This window comes from Janthinobacterium longum (genome assembly GCF_051380735.1).
Lineage (GTDB): Bacteria > Pseudomonadota > Gammaproteobacteria > Burkholderiales > Burkholderiaceae_D > Janthinobacterium.
Map to the genome: position 1 here is coordinate 39,605 of NZ_JBNYXQ010000014.1, position 20,826 is coordinate 60,430.

Below are 20,826 nucleotides of genomic sequence, written 5' to 3' on the forward strand. Positions count from 1 at the left end.
GGGAACCGGTGAAGAAAAAAGCGAAAGAAGAACCGCGCGCAGCAGGGCAGCACAGGCGCGCGGGGATGCCGGCCAGTCACACTTGAGCTGGCCTGGGCAACTATAGCAAAAAAACAAAAATCAGCCTGCCTTGCCGGACGCGGTCCATTTCAGGAAAGCATCGCGGTTGCGCGAGCAGATAAACACCTTGCCCGAGCCGGAAAAACGCAGCACGATGCCTTCGCCGCTGGTCATGCTGTTGACCATATTGCCGAGGAAGCCGCCGATGCCGCCGCCGCTGTTGCCGCCGCCGGTGGTCACCGAAATATCATATTTCAGGCTGTTGTCCCAGCAGACCACGTGCGAATTGTCGATCACCACATCCTTGCCCGGCTCGACGTCGAGCTGGAACATGGAGCCGAAACCGGACACCACCACCTGGCCGCTGCCAGCCGTCTCCATCACGAAAAAGCCGCCCGACTGCGCGAACAGCGCATTGCCGATGCTTTGCGTGCGCACCTTCATTTCGGTGCCGGAAGTGGCCGCGACAAAGGCGCCGTCATTCAACAGATACTGGCGCGCGCCGACGTCGACCACTTCGATGGCGCCGGGCAGGGTGGGCGAGAGCAGGCAATCGCCGCTGCCGCGCACCGCTTCGATGTGCTGCTGGAAAAATGATTCGCCATTGGCGAAGCGGCGCATGATGGCGCTGCCCAGGCCGCCCGTCATCTTGCCTTTCAGGTCGAGCGCCGTTTCCATCATCACCATCGCATCGGACTCGCAATAGATGGTCTCACCCTGCTTCATGCTGACATGCAGGAAGGGATCGACGTCACCGGTCACACTAAATACTGGCATATAAAATCTCCAAAAAAAAGCCGCCTGATGCAATTCAGGCGGCTGTGTTTAGCTCAAAAAACTATTAAGCGTTGACGCCGAAGCTGCGCGCGAGGGGCCCCAGGCCGCCGTTGAAACCCTGTCCGATGGCCTTGAATTTCCATTCGCCGTTGTAGCGGTAGATTTCGCCAAAGATCATGGCCGTTTCCGTCGAGCTGTCTTCGGACAGGTCGTAGCGGGCGATCTCGCGTTCGCCTTCTGCGTTCAGGCAGCGGATAAACGCTTTCGACACCATGCCGAAATTCTGGCGGCGCGCGTCGGCGTCGTGAATCGTGACGGTGATGCTGATGCGTTCGATATCGGCTGGCACGCGGGTCAGATCGATTTCGAGGCGCTCATCGTCGCCGTCGCCTTCGCCGGTCTGGTTGTCGCCAGTATGGACCACGGAGCCATCGGTCGATTTCAGGTTGTTGTAGAAGATAAAGTCGGAATCGCCACGCACTTTACCGTCGTTTTTCAGCAGAAAGGCGCTGCCGTCCAGGTCGAAGGTGGCGCCGTCGGTAGAGCGAGGATCCCAGCCCAGGCCGATGATGATCTTCTTCAGGTTCGGTGCTTCCTTGCTCAGGTTGACGTTGCCGCCTTTTAACAAACTGATAGCCATATGGTGCTCCTTTTCAGTAATGGATTACTTGGTGTGCCCGCATGGATCAAGCGCGCGCGTTTGATCCATGCGGGACATATGGTGGCAAAAGCGCCGAAATCAAGCCGTGGCCGCATGCCGTTTCCGGTAGCGCAGCGACGACCACAGCGACACCAGAATAAAGGCCACGCCCGACAGGCCCGTGAACCATTCGGGGATATGGTACTTGACCGAACCCAGCATGATCAATGCCAGGATACCGATCGCGTAGTGCGCGCCGTGTTCCAGGTAGACGAATTCGTCCAGCGTGCCCTTGTGTACCAGGAACACCGTCATCGAACGCACGAACATGGCGCCGATCGCCAGGCCCAGCATGATGATGACGACATCGTTGGTGATCGCAAACGCGCCGATCACGCCGTCAAAGCTGAACGAGGCATCGAGCACTTCCAGGTACAGAAAGCCGCCGATGCTGCCGCGCGCGACATTTTTCACCAGCTGGCCATTGCCATTTTTGACCGCCACCGCACCATCGCCGTCTTCATCGTCCTGCAGGTCCGGCTCGCCTTCTTCCAGCAAGCCGCTGATCCAGTTCACGCCCAGATAGACGGCGATGCCGACGATGCCGGCCGCCAGCACGCTGTATTTTTCATCCACCGGACCCATCGCCACGCAAGCGGCCACGGCGCCCATGGTGATCAGCACGGCCAGGCTTTCGGTGCCCAGCGCATTGACTTTTTCCTCGGCCCAGCCCAGCCAGTGCAGTTCTTTTTCGTCGTCAAACAAAAAGTTCAGGAACACCAGCAGCAGGAAGGCGCCGCCAAACGCCGCCACTTGTGCATGGTTGTCGGTCAGGTGCCTGGCGTACACGTCTGGCGTGGTGGTGGCCATGGTCCACACGTCCATCAGGCCCAGACCCGTGGCGACCGAGACTATGACCAGTGGGAACAGCAGCCGCATGCCGAACACGGCCACCAGGATGCCGACCGTCAGGAACAGTTTTTGCCAGAATTCGTTCCAGTGGCGCAGCACGGAAGCGTTGACCACTGCATTGTCGAACGACAGCGACACTTCCATCACGCCCAGCACGCCCGTGATCCACAGCGCCTGCAACATGCCGCTGGTGCCACCGTGGGTGTAGCCCCACCAGCCCGAGACCGCCATCAGGACAAAGGTCACTAAAAAAGAAATTCTGAAATGCTTCATGAAGACCCCGTTACATGTTATTCGAGAAGTGTTGTATTACGTCAATTGTTGTATACCTCATGATTTTATATTACTTGCCGCCGGGCGCCGCGTTTTATGCGCAGCAAAGCGCGCATCAAAATGGTGGTTCTTCCCGCGCACCCTATCTGCGATAATTGCGGCGCGCCTTGCATGGCATCTGACCAACATAGAGATAGAAGAGAAGGAACACCCGTGGATATTGCTTACCTCGTCACGCCCCTGATTACCTGGATACTGGTCGGCCCGATCAAATTTTTGATCAACAGCGTCCGCACGCGCCAATGGGCGTTCGGCCTGGTAGGCAATGGCGGCTTTCCCAGCAACCATAGCGCCGTCGTCTCCAGCATGGCGACCCTGATCGCCTTGCGCGAAGGTATCGACCATCCGGCCTTTGGCGTGGCCGTGACCCTGGCCTTTATCGTCGTTATCGACGCCAACAGCCTGCGCCAGCATGTGGGCAAGCAGGCAGCCGCCATCAACCGCCTGGCCAGGGAGGCGGGCAGTGCGGCGCACACTCATCTGCGCGAACGCATGGGCCATACCCTGGTGGAAATTGCCGGCGGCCTGTGCACGGGCGTGGCGATCGGTTTCCTGGTCAACGCGCTGTTCAGATGATCAGCCTTATTGCATCTGTCAATACCCAACCCCGCCGTCCGGCGGGGTTTTGCGTTTCAGGGCGTAAAAACTACGTTTCACCCCCCGATTCCCGCATTACAGGAAGCGGCTGATTGACATCGTCAGAGACGCTCATGGATACTCTGGCGCTTGCGGTTTTAATAAAAAAATAATCGTGCGTGTCGCCAGCGCCTTACCCGGTTGCCAGATTGACATGCACTGCCTTCTATCCGGAGAGTTACCCATGTTGCGCAAAACCCTGTTCATCCTGGCCATCGCTTCTGCCCTGGCTGCTTGCGGAAAAGAGTCCAAAGACCCTGGCAAGGGGGGCGGCAAGGATGGCAAAGACGGCAAGACGGCGGCCGGTGCGGCAGCCAGGCTGATTATTTCACCGGAAGACGTGCTCACCATTGAAAGCAATGCGCTGGCCTCGGGCCCGGTGATCACCGGCTCGGTGCAGCCCGAGCGCAATGCGGACCTGCGCGCCGAAGTGTCGGCCGTGGTGATCCAGGTGCTGAAGGAAAACGGCGAAGCCGTCAAGCGCGGCGATATCCTGGTCAGGCTCGACGAGACCTCGATCCGCGACAGCCTCAACTCGGCCGAAGAGGCCAGCCGTGCCGCCAGCCAGGTGCTGGAGCAGTCCGAACGCATGTTCCAGCGCATGAAGACCTTGCGCGCCTCGGGCATGACTTCGACCCAGGCGCTGGAGGACACGGAAATTCGCCGCAACAATGCGCAAAGCGATTTGTCGGCCGCGAAAAGCCGCGCCGCGCAAGCGCGCCAGCAATTGCAGCGCACCCTCGTGCGTGCGCCGTTCGACGGCATCGTCAGCGAACGCAAGGTGTCCAACGGCGACACGGCGCAGATCGGCAAGGAACTGATACGCGTGATCGACCCGACCAGCATGCGCCTCGAAGGCCTGGTGTCGGCCGACAAGATCGGCGTCGTCAAAGTAGGCCAGGCCGTGCGTTTCCGCATCAATGGCTATCCGGGCCAGGATTTCCTGGGCAAGGTACGCCGCGTCGACCCGGCCGCCAACGCCGTCACGCGCCAGGTGGCGGTGCTGGTCGATTTCAATGACAAGACCCAGCCGCGCGTGGCCGGCCTGTATGCGGAAGGGCGCATTGAAGCCGACAGCGTCAGCGCGGTGATGATCCCCGACTCCGCGCTGGTCAAGGCGGGCGACCAGACTTATACCTGGACCGTGAAAGACAAGGCCTTGCACAAGACTGTGCTGCGGATCGGCGCGCGCGATATCCGCACCGGCCACTGGGAAGTGCAAAGCGGCCTGGCCAGCGGCGACACCGTGCTGCGCACGCCCGGCTCGACCTTCAAGGATGGCCAGCAGGTGGAACTGGCGGCGCCGAAAAAACTGCCGGCCGCTGCGGTCGCCAGCAGCGCCAGCACGCCTGCCGCCACCAAAGGAAACTAAGCCATGTTCCTTTCCGATTTCAGTATCAAGCGGCCCACCGCCACCATCGTATTGATCCTGGCGATGATGTGCGTCGGCCTGCTGGCGCTGTCCAAGTTGCGCGTCAACCAGAATCCCGACGTCGAAGTGCCGTTTATCGTTGTCAGCATTCCTTACCCTGGTGCCTCGCCCGACACGGTCGAGCGCGAGGTGGTCAATCGGCTGGAAAAGTCGCTGCAAAGCATAGCGGGCGTGACGGAAATTAACAGCTCGGCCAACGAAGGCTCGGCCAGCATCTTCCTGCAGTTCTCGTTCAAGACCAATCTGATCGAAGCGTCCGACGATATCCGCAACGCGATCGCCGCCGTGCGCTACAAGCTGCCGCTGGAAATGCGCGAACCTATCCTTCAGCGCATCGATCCGGGCGCCGAACCGATCATGCAGCTGGCGCTGTCGTCGAGCTCGCAAAGCCATGCGGAAATTTCGCGCCTGGCCGAAGACGTACTGTCGGACCGCTTCCGCGCCGTCGATGGCGTGGCATTGGTCAATGTGGGCGGTTCGCTGAAACGCGAATTGTCGGTGCTGCTGCGTGCGGAAAAACTGCGTGAATACAATGTGTCAGTCAGCGACGTGGTGAACGCCCTGCGCAACCAGAATACCAATGCGCCGGTGGGCAAGGTGCGCGGCAGCCTGGACGAGAAAAGCATCCGCCTGGTGGGCCGCATCGAGTCGCCGTCCGACTTTGAGCAGGTGGTGATCAAGCGCAGCGGCGACGAAATCGTGCGCCTGGCGCAAGTGGCGACCATACAGGATGGTTTTGCCGAAGTCGACAGCATGAGCGTGCGCAGCGGCAAGCCGAACGTCGGCATTTCGATTACCCGCGTGCGCGATGCCTCCACGGTCAGCGTGGCCAATAAAATCCGCACCATGATGGTCGAGATCAACAAGACCCTGCCGGAAGGCACCAAGCTGGAAGTCACGCGCGACGGCGGCGAAAACGCCCAGCACAGCCTGAACAATGTGATCGAGTCGCTGGTGCTGGGCGCCGTGCTGACCATTTTCGTCGTCTACGCCTTTTTGAATTCCTGGCGCTCGACCCTGATCACGGCATTGAGCCTGCCCACTTCCGTTATCGCGGCCTTTATTGCCGTCTGGCTGTGCGGCTTTACCCTGAACTTCATGACCCTCCTGGGCCTGTCGCTGGCGATCGGCGTGCTGATCGATGACGCCATCGTGGTGCGTGAAAACATCGTGCGCCACATGCAGATGGGCAAGGACCGCCGTACGGCGGCGCTGGAAGGCACGGCCGAGATCGGCCTGGCGGTGGCCGCCACCACGTTCTCGATTATCGCGGTATTTATTCCGGTGGCCTTTATGCCCGGCATCTCGGGCGAATGGTTCCGTCCGTTCGCGCTGACCGTGACCTGTTCGGTGCTGGTCAGCCTGGGCATTTCGTTTACGCTAGACCCGATGCTGTCGGCCTACTGGGGCGACCCGTTTGATCATCATACGGCGCCGAAAAAAGGCATCAGTGCGGTACTCGACCGTTTCAATCACTGGTTCGACCATCAGGCCGACCGCTATGGCAATGTGATTGCCTGGGCGCTGCATCACCGCCGCTGGATGGCGTTTATTGCCGGCATTACACTGGTGGGCGCGATTGCCCTGCATGCCACTTTTGGCGGCACCAGCTTCCTGCCGGCGTCCGATTCGGGCAATCTGATGATCAATGTGCGCACGCCTTCGTCGAGCAGCATTGAATACTCGCGCCTGAAACTGGAAGCGGCGGCCGTGCTGGCGCGCACCTTGCCGGAAACCAAGGATACCAACAGCTCGGTGACGGCTGCCGGCGGGCGCATCTATGTCGATATCGGCAAGCGCAATACGCGCAAGCGCTCGGCCAAGGAAGTGGCGGTCGAGTTGCGCGGCAAGGTGGCACGTCTGGTGGGTGCCGAATATGTGGTGATGGACGACCTCAGCAATGGCGCGCAGAAACCGGTACAGGTGGAATTCACCGGCCCCGATTCGCGCAAGTTGATGGAAATTACCAACGCTTATATGGACAAGCTGCGCCTGGTGCCAGGGGCCGTCGATGTGGGCCTGTCGGAACAGGATCCGAAGAACGAACTGAAAATCGAACTGAACCGCGGCCTGGCCAATTCGATGGGCATCTCCGTCAATGATGCGGCGCAATCCTTGCGCGTGGCGTTTGCCGGCGTGGAAGTGGGCGACTGGGTCGATCCGACCGGCGAGACGCGCGACGTGGCCGTGCGCCTGCATCCTGACGATCGCGTGGCGTCCGAAAACATCGAACGCCTGCCGATCAGCGTGACGGGCACCAGCCAGATGGTGCCGCTGGACCAGATCGCCAGTATTACCATGGGCAAGGGGCCGTCCGGCATCGAGCATAAAAACGGCAAGCGCACGATCACCGTGTCGGCCAATGCGCAAGGCCGCTCGAACGGCGAAGTGACGACCGACGCCATGAACCTGGCCAAGTCGATCGACTTTCCGCCCGGCTATGGCCTTGCGCTGGGCGGCGCCGGCCAGGACCAGCAGGAACTGTTTACCGAGATGCTGATTGCGCTGGTAATGGGCATCGGCCTGATGTATCTGATCCTGGTGATGCAGTTCAACTCTTTCACGGCGCCGATTGCGGTGATGATGTCGCTGCCGCTCAGCTTGATCGGCGTGGTGGTGGCGCTGGTGATCACGAGAAATACCCTTAACCTGATGAGCTTTATCGGCATCATCATGCTGATGGGCCTGGTTGCCAAGAACGCCATCCTGCTGCTGGACGCGGCGCGCAAGCGCGAAGAGGAGGGCCATCCTCGCGAACAGGCGCTGATGGATGCGGGCCGCATGCGCCTGCGCCCGATCCTGATGACCACCTTTGCACTGATCGCCGGCATGTTCCCGGTCGCGCTGGGCCTGGGCGAGGGTGGCGAGTTTTACCGTCCGCTGGCAATCGCGATTATCGGCGGCACGATCACCTCGACCATTCTGACCTTGCTGGTGGTGCCGACTTTCTACGACAGTATCGAGATCGCCCGCGATGGCGCCGTGGCCAAGTTCCACTGGCGTGCAGGGCGCATGAACGTGGCCTTCGCCCTGACCCTGACCCTGATCGAGTGCGTGCTGACCTTGCTGATGATACGGTTCATTTACCGCATGCTGAAACTGGCCGTGCTGTTCCTGATGGGACGCCGCGCGCCTGCGGCCACGGCGCCGGTCAACTTGCACAAATAAGCGGCTTCTAGCCTGGGGCTTGAACAGCAGGGATCAGGCCCTTTCCATCGCCAGCGCCAGGCCAGGCGCCGGAGCGGACGGGTCTGACCGCAGGCCTCAGCTGCCGCCCGGTGGCGGCGACGTCCCTGTGCCAGATGGCGTTCCTGTACCAGACGGCGTGGCTGTGCCATCGGCCGGGGCAGTGCCTGCCGGCGGCGAGCTTGGGTCAGCGGGTGGTATGGAAGGCATCGGGGCCGGAGCCATATCTGCTGGCGGCGTGGCCGGTGTGTTGGTGGTGGCTGGCGGCATTGTGGTGGTGGCTGCAGTGTCCTCGCGTTTGTTGCAGCCTGCCAATAGCGCACAGACGATGGCGCTGCCCAGGATGAGTTTGCTGGTGATCCGTGGTGCACTCATGATTTTTCCTTTCGGTAATAAACTGCGCTTGGATAGCTTGCTCTTGCAGAGCAAGGCTGGCATCGCTAGCCTAAATTAGAGTGCGCAAATGCACGCAGGTTCACGCGATTTACAAATCGACACAGTCTGCAATCGAGCACGATCGCTCAGACATGTTTTACCATCAGCTCCACCAGCATGCGCGCTGGAGCGCTCAGGCTTTCCTCTGGGCGGTATACCAATCCGATATCCCGATGGAAGGTGTGTTGCCCCAGGTCGATAACGCGTATCGCTGCCGACCATCGCCGGTGACTTCGCATACTTCGCGTCAAGACAGATGCATTTTTCGCAGGAATCGATCGACCTGGCGCCCGTCGAATGAGGCGCGGTCATGGCGCACAAAGGCTGCTGCGACAGCAGCTCCGCCCAGTCATCACCGGGTACGTCACGGTGAACCATCAAGCGCAACGGTTCGCGTAGCGTTCTTGCATCCCCTGGAGCATTTTTCATTGGCAGCCACATGGCCTCCATGCCGCAGAACGCAGAACGCAGCAGCGTTGTTTCACGAACATTGAGGAGCCGGTCGAGGTGTTCGACACCGTCGAGGCCTTGCGGAAAGAGGGCATCACTCACTTCGGCAAGCTGCTGAAAAAAGGCATCAAGGACCGCCAGTTGCCCGTCAAGGACCGATGTCAAGTCGCTGGCGGCCGTGCTCAATATTGCTTGAGCTACGCTACACCAGTGTCACACCCCGGGTGCGACATGGGTATGGAATATCTTGCTGACGACCGTCCACTTGCCTTCGACTTTCAGCAAGTGGAAGAAGTCGGTGAAGCAGAAGCCGGACACATCGTTGGTGTCGATGCGCGCACTGGCGGCGGTGCCGACGATGTCGACTCTGACGATAGCCCCCCGAGCTTCAGGTGATGGCTGGAAAGCGGTATCGATACCGTCGAACAGGTTCTGAATGCCGCCGCCAGCGAGCTTGCCTTCGGCGTCAACGCTGAACATGGTTGCCTGCTCGTTGAAGGCCGGTTTCATGATGCTGCTATCGGCTTGCTTGCAGCCATCGTTGTACTTGTTCAGTACCTCGACGATGGCTTGATAGTCTTGTACGTAGGTCGGTTTGCTCATAGTGTTACTCCTGGTTGGTGAAGCTGAAAAACCGGCCGTTCTGGCCGGCGTGAGGTTTAATCCTTGCGGGCAACGGCATTAGCGGCCTCCGGGGTCCATGGACCGAGCCGGTTCAATTTGCCGGTGCGGTGGTCAAGCCACCAACCAGCCTGGATATGCCAGTTCGCATGCGGTGTGTCCGCGTTGGTCGCGCCGATTGCCTGCTGTGCATGCAGCGGGAAGTGCGGATCGTGCAGCGCCGCATGGCCCAGCGCGACCAGATCGGCCTGGCCGGAGGCGATGATCGATTCCGCCTGGGCAGGATCGACGATGATGCCGACAGCCATGGTGCGAATATTGGCCTCGCGGCGGATCTGCGCGGCGAACGGCACCTGAAAGCCATAACCATCGGGGTACTCGTAGACGCCGAAACCACCCGACGAGCAGTCGATGACGTCGACCCCGGCCGCCTTCAGCGCTGCGGCCAGGGCGACGCTGTCGGCTATGGTCCAGCCAGTGCTGCTGCCATCAACCGCCGACAGGCGCACGAACAGCGGCTTGTCCTGCGGCCAGATGGCGCGCACTCCGCGGGCAATTTCCATGGCCAGCCGGATGCGGTTCTCGAAGCTGCCGCCGTATTCATCCGTGCGGTCGTTGGTCAGTGGCGACAAAAAAGCGTTGAGCAGGAAGCCATGCGCATAGTGCAGTTCGAGTACATCGAAGCCGGCCTCGAGGGCGCGGCGGGCGGCAGCAACAAAATCGGCACGGACCTTGGCGATGCCGCCAGCATCGAGCACCGTGGGCAGCAGCCAGCCGTCGGCCACCGGACGGGCACTGGGCGACACGACCTGCCAGGGGGTCTCGCCGCGCGCAGCATCGGCGTCATTCAAAGGACCGTTGCCTTCAAAGGCGCGCTGGATGCTCGCTTTCGGTCCCGCATGGCCGATCTGGATGCCGGGCGTGGCGCCATAGGCCTTGGCAAAGGCGGCAATGCGCGCCAGGCCGGCAATATGGGCATCATCCCACAGGCCCAGGTCGCCATGCGTAATGCGTCCTTCGGGTGAGACAGCGGTCGCCTCAACCATCATCAGGCCGAAACCGCCGAGGGCGAAACGGCCGTAGTGGACTGCGTGGTAGTCGCTTGCGTAGCCGTCTTTTGCCGTGTACTGGCACATCGGGCTCAGGGCATAGCGGTTACGCAGAGTGATGCCACGCAGTGTCAGGGGTGCGAATATTTTGCTCATGTTTTTTTCTTGAAAAATGTCTGCTGCACGCAGACTTAATTGTTTATGTGGTCAGTTTGCAGGCCGGCGCTGCTTTGAAGCTACTTGCCCAGGTTGGTCTTGAGCTCCTGCGATGCCTGTGCTATCGCGCTGCGGATCACGGGAACATGACTGTTCACATTCAATAGCCCGAAATCGTGAATCAGGCCGTTGTAGCGTACCGACTTCACCTTCACGCCCGCAGCGTCGAGCTTGCGGCCGTAAGCTTCCGCTTCATCGCGCAGTACATCGAATTCGGCGGTCTGGATCAGCGTTGGCGGCAAGCCCTTGAGTTGTTCGACCGTCGCCTGCAGCGGCGAAGCGTAGATCTGCTTGCGCGCGTTGGCGTCGGTCGTGTAGTTGTCCCAGAACCAGGCCATCAGGTCTTTTGTCAGGAAATAGCCGTTGGCAAACTGCTGGTACGACGGCGTGTCGAAGTTGGCATCCGTCACCGGACACAGCAATACTTGCGAACGCAGTGCAGGCGTGCCTTTTTCATTGGCCATCAGGGCAACCACGGCTGCGATGTTGCCACCGGCGCTGTTGCCTGCGACGGCAAGACGCTTGCCGTCGACGTTGATCTCTGCGCCGTGCTCGGCCACCCATTTGGTTGCGGCATAGCCTTGCGCAACGGCGACGCCGTATTTCGCCTCGGGCGACAGGCTGTAGTTGACAAAGACTGCCACCGCGCCCGAGCCTGCAACAAGGTCGCGCACCAGCCGCTCGTGTGTTGCGAAGTCGCCCAGCACCCAGCCGCCACCATGGAAGTACATAAACGCGGGCAACATCTTCTGTTCGCTGCCTGCCGGACGCACGATGGTCAGCGTCAGCTCGCTGCCATTGACGTGGATGGTTTTTTCGCTGACGTCAGCGTCTGGCAACGCCACCTTGGCGCCTGCTTGCGCGCTCGCCAGCACGGCGCGGGCATCGACCGGCATCATGGTGTCAAGCGCTGGGCTGCCTTCAAGGGCTTGCAAAAATGTTGACGTATTGTGTTCGACGCCGGGCAGGCTGGCGGCAGAAACGTGGGCTTGAGACAGGGCCACGATGGAAAGGGCAAAAGCGGAGCGGAAGGTCTTCATGATGATTCCTTGTCTCGAAAGATGGCCTGGCTGGCCGAATTGAGGTGTTTGATGTGGTCAGTATGAAGATCGGCGATAATGAAGTAAATAATCATAAATCGAGATAGTGTATGAACAGAAAACTCATAATTGAGCCTTCAGATCGCGCCGAAAATTTTGAAAACATCATCTCTGCCTCGCCGCTGTACCTGCCGGGCCTGATGACCTTCGAGGCCGCCGCACGGCATTTGAATTTCGCTCGCACCGCAGCAGAAACAGGGGTCACGCCGACTGCCGTATCACGCACGATCAAAAACCTGGAAGCGCAATTGAATGTGAGGCTGTTCAATCGCACCACGCGCAGTGTCAGTCTGACCGAGGCTGGCGCGTCATTGAATGCGACGTTGGCGCCTGCACTTGCCTTGATCAGAAACTCGCTGTCGCAAGCGTTGCTGGCGACTGATCAACCGTCGGGCATGTTGCGCGTCAGTTCATCCTATGTTGCCTACCATATCCTGATCGAGCCGCACATGGCATCGTTCCTGGAACAGTTCCCGCTCATCAATGTCGAGATCTCGCTCGATAATCAATTGACCGATATCGTCAGCGCCGGCTTTGATATCGGCATACGCATGGGGAGGAAATTGCAGAACGATATGATTTCAGTGCAGCTGGGCCGGGTACAAAAAAGAATCGTGGTGGCGGCACCGGACTACTTCCGCGGGCGCGATGAACCACATACATTGGCTGACCTGCTCAAGCACAACTGCCTGCGTCAGCGCTATTGCGTTGGCGGGCGGCTATATGAATGGAAGTTCGAAGATCAGGGGCAGATGGTGCAAATCGACGTACAAGGGCGCTATATTTTTGACGAAATGCGCTCCGTGCTCGATGCGGCGATACAAGGCCAGGGAATCGCCTTCATTCTGGAAGATTTTGCGAGGCAAGAACTGGCCGGCGGCATGCTGCGACAGGTTCTGAAGCAGCACTGGGCGTTGGACGACGCTTTCCATCTTTATTATCCGCATCGCCAGCACATGCCCGGCAAGCTGCGCGCGTTCGTGGATTTCATGCGCACGGCGGTTCAGGCATGAGCTCGCATGCGCATGGACAGGCCGGAACTTATTTGGTGTTGACCTTGCTTACTTCGATTTGCCAGTCCACGCCCGATACGATATGGTGTTTGGCGGCAAAGTCGCCCTGGCTGATGGCCACCGCCACGTCCAGCAGGCTGTTCAGGTAGACCAGGGGCTGGCCCTTGGCGACGCCGCCAAACGTGTGTTCGAACGGTGCCGTGACTTTCGCCACCTGCTTGCCTTTGTGCAGGATGCGCACCTGCAACGGGTCGTGCAGTTTGACACCGAGTTCATCAAGCAGCGTCTTGGGGATATTCGTCCACACATTGCCATACTTGACGTCCAGCACCGGCACGATGCCGCGCAGGGTATTGCCGTCGCGCACAGCATGCTGGTAAGCGATCTTTACCACCGACTCGCTCGGCAACACCGGGCCCACCTGTTCATAGGTGATGGCGTTTGATGCCAGGCGCGCGCCCACATAGGCGTACACGTCGCGGCCATGGAAAGTGTAGGAATCGGCGGAGCCGGCCAGGCGGTTGATCTTTTCATCGATCTCGCGCAGCTCGGCCACGCCGTCGCGCTCGGCGATCAGGGTAAACAAGCCATTGTCGGGGCCGACGAAATAGCGGCCATTCTTTGTTTTCAATACCACTGATTTACGTTGCGTGCCCACGCCCGGATCGATCACGGAGACGAATACCGTGCCTTCGGGCCAGTAATTGGCCGTCTGGTACAGGCGGTAGGCGCCGAGCCAGATATCGTAGTCGGGAATCTGGTGCGTCAGGTCGGAAATGGTGAGTTTCGGGTCGACGCCATAGGCTACGCCGTGCATGGCCGAGACGGCGCCGTCGGCCGTGCCGAAATCGGTCATCAGCACCAGCGGTGTAGCAGCCTGGGCGGTGGACAGCAGCAGGGCGCCAAGGCAGGCGCCGGCGACGAGTTTGGATATTTTTTTGATGATCATGGGGTCTTTCAGTGCGGGTTAAAAGGTATAGCTGAGCTTGGCGTAGAAATACGCGCCGTTCACGCCGATCGGGTTGATGAAATTGTAGGGCAGGGCGCCGCCGTAGGTGGCGTTGTTGGTCTCGCGCACGCGCTGCGGATAGCGGTCGAGGATATTGTTGCCGCCCACACTCACCGTCAGCTGTCTGGAGAGTTTCAACTGGCCTTCCAGGTCCAGCGACCAGACGGCGCCGAAGCGCTGCGCCGGAATGCCGTCGATCAGGGGCGCGTCGCTGTCATACGAAAAATCTTTCAGTGCGCCAAAGCGCGTGGCACGCGCCTGCACGCCCCAGCTCGCCGCCTGCCAGTCGGCGCCCAGGATCAGCTTGCTGTTCGGCGACGCATGGCGGATGCGGAACAGGCTGGTATCCGTCAGCAGGGTCAGGTCCGGGTCGATCGCGGCCAGCGCGGCGGAGCTTTGGCGTACCTTGTCGAGGCTGGTCTTGTTCAGGTTCAGCGCCGCGTTCAGGTTCAGCTTGCCGTTCGATAGCGCCAGGTCGTGATTGAGCACCACATCGAGCCCTTTCGTTCGCGTGTCGAGCAGGTTGGCCAGGTAGGCCACCGACTGGATATCGCTGCGCCCTTGTTGCGCCAGATAGGCCGTCACGGCATCGCTCTGCAAGTCGCTCGAACGCGTGATGCGGTCGCGGATGCGGATCACATAGGCGTCCACTGTCAGGCTGGTGGCCCTGGCCGGTTTCCAGGCCAGGCCCAGCGACAGATTGGTCGATTTTTCAGGCTTCAGGTCCTGCGCGCCAAAGCTGCGGGCCAGGGCATCGCTGGCCGGCAGCAGGGCCGACGTTTGCAGGGCCGTGCCATCGGCATTGAAGTTCAGGGTGGCGAAGCGGAAACCCGTTTGCACCAGCGCCGGCGCCCGGAAACTGTTCGACAGCGAGCCGCGCAGCAGGAAGTCTTGCGTGAGCTTGTAGCGGGCCGACAATTTGCCCGTGCTGGCGCTGCCAAAGTCGCTGTAATCGGAATAGCGGGCGGCGGCACCCACCAGCAGGCGCTGCGTCAGATCGATTTCCGCGTCGAGGTAGATGGAACGGATCTGGCGGCTGCCGTCGTAGACATCGGACGGGCGCAGGCCCGGGCCTGCCTGCGCACCGGGTGGCGCATCGGTCATCGCACCAGCCGCATACGAGGCCGGGTCGCCGGCCGAGCTCTGGTAGGTTTCTCGCATCCATTCGGCGCCGACAGCCAGGTTCAGGGCAGATGGCAGGCCAAGCTCGATGCTGCGCGTGGCATCCAGGTTCAGCGCATTCTGGCGGAAGTCGAAGCTGGCCAGATGGAAACTGGTGGGGCTGGCCGCGCCAAGCGAGGCGTTCACCGACTCGCTGACGCCATAGTCAAAGCGGTCGCCGCCGTGGCGGACGCTCAGGTCCCAGCTCCAGCTGGCGGTGGTGCCGCGCAGGCCGGCCACCAGGCTCACATCGCGCTTGTCGCCATTGGTGACAGGGCGGTAGCCGTTAGGATACAAGGCCAGCACATTTGACGGGTCGCCCGGATAGCGGAAATAGGCGCTGCCGTCGGACTTGCGGTCGTTGATCGTGGCAAACGAATACAGGTCGAGGCCATTTTCAAGCGGCAACAGCGCGTTGTAGAAGGCATAGTTGTTGTGCTGGCGCGAGTCGCCGGACTTGAACACCACCTTGCCGTCGAGGGCCTGGTCGGCCGGCGTGAAGTTGTAGGAGGTCCAGAGCGCGTCGCTGGGTCCGGCGCGCTCGGTGGGCGAGCGGCGCCGCGTTTCCGCGCCAAAACGGAAGTAACCGGCGTCACCAAGCGGCACGCCATAGTCGGCATTGACGATGGTACTCTGGCCGTCCGTCAGAGTCTGCTCCGTTGGGTCAAATTTGGTATGGTTGGCGCCGTAGCTGACCGAGCCCGAGCCGCCGGTGCGGGCTTTTTTCAGCACGATATTGATCACGCCGGCCACCGCGTCGCTGCCGTACTGGGCGCCGGCGCCGTCGCGCAGGATCTCGATATGGTCGATCGCGCCGGGCGGGATCGCATTGATATCGACCGGCACCGTGCCCGAAAAGCTGCTTTCCGTATCGAGTACGGCGCTGGTATGGCGGCGTTTGCCGTTGACCAGCACCAGCACCTGGTCCGGCGCCAGGCCGCGCAGCTGGATGCCGCGCACCGAGTCCGACGCACCACTCGATTCGATGCGCGGAAAGTTGATCGATGGCGAGAGGTTTTGCAGCGCCGCACCGACATCGCCGGTCGACAGCGCATTGCTCACTTCGCGCGCGCCGAAGCGGTCGATCGGCACCGTGCTGTCGAACACGGTGCGATTGCGCACGCGCGAACCAACCACGGTCACCTGGTCAATACTGGCGGTGTCGGTGGCGTCGGGTGCTTGCTGCGCCCAGGCTGGCGCCGACAGCATGGCGCAGGCAATGACGATGGCACGCATGGGTGTGGCGGGGACGTGGGCAGAAAAATGGCGAGGTGGCACGGCAGTCCTTTAAGCTTAATCATGTGGAAACAGTTTCCATGAGCTTAAGGGAGGCGTGCGCCGGTGCTAACGATTCTTTGCGGATATGCTTATGCTGTTGTTTTTATGTCGTGTCAGGCTGCCAGCTCAGGCCGCAAGCTCAGGCCGCAAGATTGCGCAGCAAGGCCGGTATTTCTGCCGGAATCTCGCGCGCCAGGTACCCAAGGATGCCGAAGCGCAAGGCCAGCTGCTCGCCTGCCAGCGCATGCAGGGCGATGCCCCAGGCGCACGCCTGCTCGAGCGGCGCGCCGCGCGCGGCCAGGCCCGTGATCATGCCGGCCAGCGTGTCGCCCGAACCGGAAATGGCCAGGCCCACATTGCCGCCTTCATGCGACCAGCACCGGCCATCGGGCGTGGCGATCATGGTCAGCGCGCCCTTCAAGGCCACCACCGCGTTCCAGCGCTGCGCCGCATCAATTGCCGCGCCTTGCGGGTCGGCCAGGATCGCTTCCTTGGACTGGCGCGTCAGGTGCGCCATTTCACCCGCATGCGGCGTGATCAATACCGGTTGGGCAAAGCGGAAATTGCCGGGGTTGCACACCACGTTCATGGCGCAGGCGTCGATGATGATGTGGCTGTTGGCAAACATGGGCAACAGATTGCGCATCAGTTCGCAACTGGCCGCGTCGTCGCTCATGCCTGGTCCGGCCAGCACGGCGCTGACCTTGCCGGCCAGCGGCGCCAGCCTGTCTTTCGCTTCGCTTTGGTAACCACCGTGCGCCGTTTCTTCCAGGGCGATCACTTTTGCTTCCGGCATGGCCACTGCCACCTGCTGCGCCACGCTGGCGGCCGTGGCCACGGTCAGCTTGCCCGCGCCCGCGCGCAGAGCGGCCGTGGCGGCCAGCAAAATGGCGCCCGGCATTTCACGCGAGCCGCCAACGATCAGCAAGTGGCCGCGCACTTCCTTGTCGCCGTCCGGCGTCGGCATGGGCAGCGGCCAGTCGCGCAGCAGGGCGGGGGTAATGGCGATGGCGTCCATGGATGCTCTCCTCGTCAGGCCTTGGGTGCCGCCGGCATATCGGGCTGGTCGGTCACAGGCGTGCCCGATTCGACCAGCGGCGCGACGAAATTGCACAGGTCCAGCTGCAGCTTGCCATGCTTGCCCACGGCGGGGTTGAAAGCATACGAGGTGACGCCGCAGTTGGGCACGTCGGCCGCCCTGTCGATGGCCAGGATGGCTTGCTCGTCGCAGCGTTCGAGTAGGTAGCGAAAGCAATTGACGATCACCTGGTGGGCGACGATCAGCACGCGCTCGCCACGGTATTCGCGCGTCACGGTGTCGAGCACGCTGCGCAGGCGCAAGATCACGTCGCACCAGCTTTCGCCACCCGGTGGGCGGAAATAAAACTTGCCCACATGCTGGCGCTGCTCGTGCAGTTCCGGGTATTTGCTGGCGATGCCGTGCACGGTCAGCCGGTCGAGTATGCCGAATTCCTTTTCGCGCAGGCGCTCGTCGGCGACGACCGAGACCAGCGATGACGTGTCGAGTCGCGACAGCACCGCCTGCGCCGTTTCGCGCGCACGCACGTACGGCGAATACAGCACCACGGTCGGTTGTTGTTCAGGGGGAAGCGAGACGAACCAGTCGCCCAGCGCCTGGGCCTGCTGTTTGCCCAGCGAGGACAGCGGTACGTCGACATCGCGCTCGGCGATATTGATCAGCAGGTGTTTTTCTGCTTCGGCGGTATCGCGCGCCACGTTGCCGGCACTCTGGCCATGACGCACGATCCACAATTGTTGTGGCCATTTCTGTTCCATCGCCTGCCTCTTTCGTTCATATCAATTAATTATCAATATAGACGAAAGCGGCAAACCATGGCGCTCAGGTGCTGGCGTTTACACCGCGTGCTCGGCCTCGTCCAGGTCGGCCGCCGCGTCGCTGTTGTAGACGGCCAGGTCGGTCTGTCCCATCACGCGGCTGGTAACGGTGCCGGCCGTGATCGAGCCGCTGACGTTGAGCGCCGTACGGCCCATGTCGATCAATGGTTCGACGGAAATGAGCAGGCCGGCCAGCGCGACCGGCAAGTCCATTGCCGACAGCACGATCAGCGCGGCAAAGGTGGCGCCGCCACCAACGCCGGCCACGCCGATCGAGCCGATAGTAACAATGGCCAGCAAGGGCAGCAGGAAACTGACGGTAAATGGATCGACGCCGACGGTGGGCGCGATCATCACGGCCAGCATGGCAGGGTAAATGCCGGCGCAGCCGTTCTGCCCGATGGTCGAGCCGAACGAGGCGGCGAAGTTGGCGATGCCTTCCGGCGTGCCAAGGCGGCGGGTCTGGGTCTGCACGCTCATCGGAATCGAGCCGGCGCTGGTGCGCGAGGTGAATGCAAACGCCAGTACGGGGAACACTTTCTTTACGAAGCGCAGCGGATTCAGGCCCGTGCCAGAGATGATTGCCAGGTGCACCAGGAACATCAGTATCAGGGCGCTGTACGAGGCCACCACGAAATTGATCAGCTTTAATATGTCGGTGTAGCTCGAACTCGACACTACGGCAAACATCAGCGCGAACACGCCGTACGGCGTCAGGCGCAGCACCAGCGTGACCATGCGCATGACGATGGCGTGCGCCACTTTCATGAACTGCTCGAAGGAAGCGAAGATCTCGGGCTTTTTCGCGGCGATGCCGGTGGCCGAGATGCCGATAAAGATGGCGAACACCACCACCGCGATGGTCGAGGTCTTGCGCGCACCCGTCATGTCGAGGAAGGGGTTGGCCGGCACAAAGCTGATTAACAGTTTCGGCAAGGACAGTGCCTTGGCCGTTTCCAGCGAGCCTTGCAGCTGCACGCCGCGCGCCACTTCGGCCGCGCTCGAGGTCAGGCCGACCGCAGTGAGGCCAAACAGCTTGGCCATCAGGATGCCGATGGCAGCGGCCACCGTGGTGGTAATCAACAGGATGCCGATGGTCAGCACGCTGATCTTGCCCAGCGAACTGGCGTCCTTGAGTTTCAAAATGGCCGAAATGATCGAAACCATAATCAAGGGCATGATAATCATCTGCAGCAGCTTCACATAACCGCTGCCGACGATATCGAGGTATTCATTGGTGCCGGCGATGGCAGCCGAGTCGGCGCCATAGATGGCTTGCGCGGCCGCGCCCAGCAGCACGCCCAGGCCCAGGCCGGTAAATACGCGCACGGTAAACGTGGCGTGGCCGCTTTGCTGGCGGAACATAAAGGCGAACACGATCAGCGCGACGATCAGATTGAGAATAATGGGGATTGCCATAGGAAGGCCTTATCTTGGTTTTATTGGTGTGTGCTGCAGTTGGCATTTTATAGAACTTTGCTTCAGAGAACACGGCACCTGCCCGCACCGGTGGCCAATTCAGTGCTATCGGGAAATATCAGGCTGTCATCTGCCTTCAGGCGGATAGTAAAATGCGCAGTGTCGTGCCAGCATGGCATATTTGCCTGAAATGTAACGGGCCTATTCTTTGACCAGGAAAACATGAACCAACTGAACGAAGCACAGATATTGCATGCGGAAGAACGGCTGCCGTTGGACATGAAGACAAGCGCCGCCAGTTGCGGCGTCGTCGCGTAAGGTCAGGTCATGGATCATCGCTCCAAAGGCTGGCTGGTGGAAGCCATTATCGCGGCCGGGCCCGCCACCGTGGCCGTCGCCGGCGGCTTTCCCGTCTTGCTGTATAACCTGGTACGCACTTACTCGGACGCGCCCGAAGCCAATACCGTGACGGCGCTGTTGCTGGCCGCCAGCCTGTGGGCGCTGGTGGAGTTCTGGCGCATTGCGCTGGCGACCGTGGGGCGCAGCGCGTATGCCTTTGACTGGCGTTTCTGGGCGGCCGTCGCCGGCTTCCTGGCTGGCGCCGTGCATTTCCTGCCCGCCATGCCGGCCGGACTGGCGCTGCTGCTGGTGGTGTTGCCAGCGCTGGCCTGGCTGCACTTTATTTTGCTGCAGGCAAAACGGCCGCGCAGCTGAGGCTATAATTCCTCTTACATTTGGCGCAAGCCCTTCATTTTGAAAGAGTATCGATGAAAGCTCTGTTCGTATTGCTGTTCGTATCCGGTAGCGCCCTGGCGGATGATGTCGCCATGCTGCAATGCCGTTCGATCGCCGAGGTGCCGGCCCGCGTGGCCTGCTATGACGCGATTCCGGTCGGCGCGGCCGCGCCGCTTGCCGCTCCTGTGGCGGCCGCTGCTGCTGCGCCCACGCCGCAGCAGCGTGAACAGGCGTTTGGCATGGCGACGGTCAAGGCGCCCAAGTCGGCCACACCCGAACAGGACAATTCGATCAGCTCGACCATCGTCGGTCGTTTCGATGGCTGGAGCGGCAATGAACTGGTCAAGCTGGCCAACGGCCAGGTATGGCGCATCGTCGACGGCAGCTCCGCCGTGCTGCCTCCAATGACCGATGCCAAGGTGAAGGTCGAACGTAACATCATCGGCACCTACTTCCTGAAAATCGAAGGCACGAACAATTCGCCGAAAGTGCGGCGGGTGCAGTAAT

Annotated in this window: 19 protein-coding genes; 7 read left to right on the forward strand and 12 right to left on the reverse strand. The window is 61.0% G+C overall.

Features of this window, described 5'->3' with window-relative positions; genetic code table 11:
- Positions 1 to 120 precede the first annotated feature (120 nt).
- The 3 genes from ACQ4WM_RS23455 to ACQ4WM_RS23465 all read right to left on the reverse strand — a co-directional run bounded on the left by ACQ4WM_RS23455 (position 121) and on the right by ACQ4WM_RS23465 (position 2,662).
- Positions 121 to 837 (reverse strand): TIGR00266 family protein, encoded by a 717-nt coding sequence (locus tag ACQ4WM_RS23455; RefSeq protein WP_436549066.1) that lies wholly within the window; start codon positions 835 to 837, stop codon positions 121 to 123.
- Between the two features lie 64 nt (positions 838 to 901).
- Positions 902 to 1,477, reverse strand: a complete 576-nt coding sequence (locus tag ACQ4WM_RS23460) for a TerD family protein (protein ID WP_436549067.1) — start codon at positions 1,475 to 1,477, stop codon at positions 902 to 904.
- Positions 1,478 to 1,576: 99 nt separating this feature from the next.
- Positions 1,577 to 2,662: a DUF475 domain-containing protein gene (locus ACQ4WM_RS23465; RefSeq protein ID WP_436549068.1), complete on the reverse strand. Its 1,086-nt coding sequence runs from the start codon at positions 2,660 to 2,662 to the stop codon at positions 1,577 to 1,579.
- Positions 2,663 to 2,875: 213 nt separating this feature from the next.
- Here ACQ4WM_RS23465 and ACQ4WM_RS23470 point away from each other — a divergent pair, with 213 nt between their 5' ends.
- The 4 genes from ACQ4WM_RS23470 to ACQ4WM_RS23485 all read left to right on the forward strand — a co-directional run bounded on the left by ACQ4WM_RS23470 (position 2,876) and on the right by ACQ4WM_RS23485 (position 8,430).
- Positions 2,876 to 3,298: a divergent PAP2 family protein gene (locus tag ACQ4WM_RS23470; protein ID WP_436549069.1), complete on the forward strand. Its 423-nt coding sequence runs from the start codon at positions 2,876 to 2,878 to the stop codon at positions 3,296 to 3,298.
- A 244-nt stretch (positions 3,299 to 3,542) separates the two neighbouring features.
- Entirely contained in the window at positions 3,543 to 4,730 is a 1,188-nt protein-coding gene (locus tag ACQ4WM_RS23475; protein WP_436549070.1) for an efflux RND transporter periplasmic adaptor subunit, read from the forward strand.
- Positions 4,731 to 4,733: 3 nt separating this feature from the next.
- Positions 4,734 to 7,958 carry an efflux RND transporter permease subunit gene (locus ACQ4WM_RS23480; protein ID WP_436549071.1) on the forward strand — a complete coding sequence of 1,075 codons (3,225 nt, stop codon included), beginning with the start codon at positions 4,734 to 4,736 and terminating at the stop codon, positions 7,956 to 7,958.
- A gap of 217 nt (positions 7,959 to 8,175) precedes the next feature.
- Positions 8,176 to 8,430: a hypothetical protein gene (locus tag ACQ4WM_RS23485; RefSeq protein ID WP_436549072.1), complete on the forward strand. Its 255-nt coding sequence runs from the start codon at positions 8,176 to 8,178 to the stop codon at positions 8,428 to 8,430.
- Here ACQ4WM_RS23485 and ACQ4WM_RS23490 read toward each other — a convergent pair.
- From ACQ4WM_RS23490 to ACQ4WM_RS23505, 4 genes are all read right to left on the reverse strand, one after another.
- Positions 8,427 to 9,047 (reverse strand): hypothetical protein, encoded by a 621-nt coding sequence (locus tag ACQ4WM_RS23490; protein ID WP_436549073.1) that lies wholly within the window; start codon positions 9,045 to 9,047, stop codon positions 8,427 to 8,429. The two genes, ACQ4WM_RS23485 and ACQ4WM_RS23490, sit on opposite strands and share 4 nt — an antisense overlap.
- Positions 9,048 to 9,074: 27 nt before the next feature.
- Positions 9,075 to 9,464, reverse strand: coding sequence for a nuclear transport factor 2 family protein (locus ACQ4WM_RS23495; RefSeq protein ID WP_436549074.1), 390 nt, complete (start codon positions 9,462 to 9,464; stop codon positions 9,075 to 9,077).
- Between the two features lie 56 nt (positions 9,465 to 9,520).
- Positions 9,521 to 10,687: an NADH:flavin oxidoreductase/NADH oxidase gene (locus ACQ4WM_RS23500; protein WP_436549075.1), complete on the reverse strand. Its 1,167-nt coding sequence runs from the start codon at positions 10,685 to 10,687 to the stop codon at positions 9,521 to 9,523.
- 80 nt (positions 10,688 to 10,767) lie between these two features.
- Positions 10,768 to 11,787 carry an alpha/beta hydrolase gene (locus ACQ4WM_RS23505; protein WP_436549076.1) on the reverse strand — a complete coding sequence of 340 codons (1,020 nt, stop codon included), beginning with the start codon at positions 11,785 to 11,787 and terminating at the stop codon, positions 10,768 to 10,770.
- Positions 11,788 to 11,897: 110 nt separating this feature from the next.
- Here ACQ4WM_RS23505 and ACQ4WM_RS23510 point away from each other — a divergent pair, with 110 nt between their 5' ends.
- Entirely contained in the window at positions 11,898 to 12,860 is a 963-nt protein-coding gene (locus tag ACQ4WM_RS23510; protein WP_436549077.1) for a LysR family transcriptional regulator, read from the forward strand.
- A gap of 28 nt (positions 12,861 to 12,888) precedes the next feature.
- Here the strand turns inward: ACQ4WM_RS23510 and ACQ4WM_RS23515 are convergent, their stop codons facing one another.
- The 5 genes from ACQ4WM_RS23515 to ACQ4WM_RS23535 all read right to left on the reverse strand — a co-directional run bounded on the left by ACQ4WM_RS23515 (position 12,889) and on the right by ACQ4WM_RS23535 (position 19,584).
- Complete coding sequence (locus ACQ4WM_RS23515; RefSeq protein WP_436549078.1) at positions 12,889 to 13,809, reverse strand: SAM hydrolase/SAM-dependent halogenase family protein; 921 nt, start codon at positions 13,807 to 13,809, stop codon at positions 12,889 to 12,891.
- An 18-nt stretch (positions 13,810 to 13,827) separates the two neighbouring features.
- A complete protein-coding gene (locus ACQ4WM_RS23520; protein WP_436549079.1) occupies positions 13,828 to 16,266 on the reverse strand; it encodes a TonB-dependent receptor plug domain-containing protein in 2,439 nt (812 codons plus the stop codon).
- Between the two features lie 181 nt (positions 16,267 to 16,447).
- Complete coding sequence (locus tag ACQ4WM_RS23525; RefSeq protein WP_436549080.1) at positions 16,448 to 17,326, reverse strand: NAD(P)H-hydrate dehydratase; 879 nt, start codon at positions 17,324 to 17,326, stop codon at positions 16,448 to 16,450.
- Positions 17,327 to 17,340: 14 nt separating this feature from the next.
- Complete coding sequence (locus ACQ4WM_RS23530; protein ID WP_436549081.1) at positions 17,341 to 18,105, reverse strand: histidine phosphatase family protein; 765 nt, start codon at positions 18,103 to 18,105, stop codon at positions 17,341 to 17,343.
- 78 nt (positions 18,106 to 18,183) lie between these two features.
- Entirely contained in the window at positions 18,184 to 19,584 is a 1,401-nt protein-coding gene (locus tag ACQ4WM_RS23535) for an L-cystine transporter (protein WP_436549082.1), read from the reverse strand.
- Between the two features lie 327 nt (positions 19,585 to 19,911).
- Between ACQ4WM_RS23535 and ACQ4WM_RS23540 the strand changes: the two genes are divergently transcribed.
- Together ACQ4WM_RS23540 and ACQ4WM_RS23545 are read left to right on the forward strand one after the other, a co-directional pair.
- Positions 19,912 to 20,298, forward strand: coding sequence for a hypothetical protein (locus tag ACQ4WM_RS23540; protein WP_436549083.1), 387 nt, complete (start codon positions 19,912 to 19,914; stop codon positions 20,296 to 20,298).
- A gap of 53 nt (positions 20,299 to 20,351) precedes the next feature.
- Entirely contained in the window at positions 20,352 to 20,825 is a 474-nt protein-coding gene (locus tag ACQ4WM_RS23545) for a hypothetical protein (protein WP_436549084.1), read from the forward strand.
- The last annotated feature ends 1 nt before the right edge of the window (position 20,826 follow it).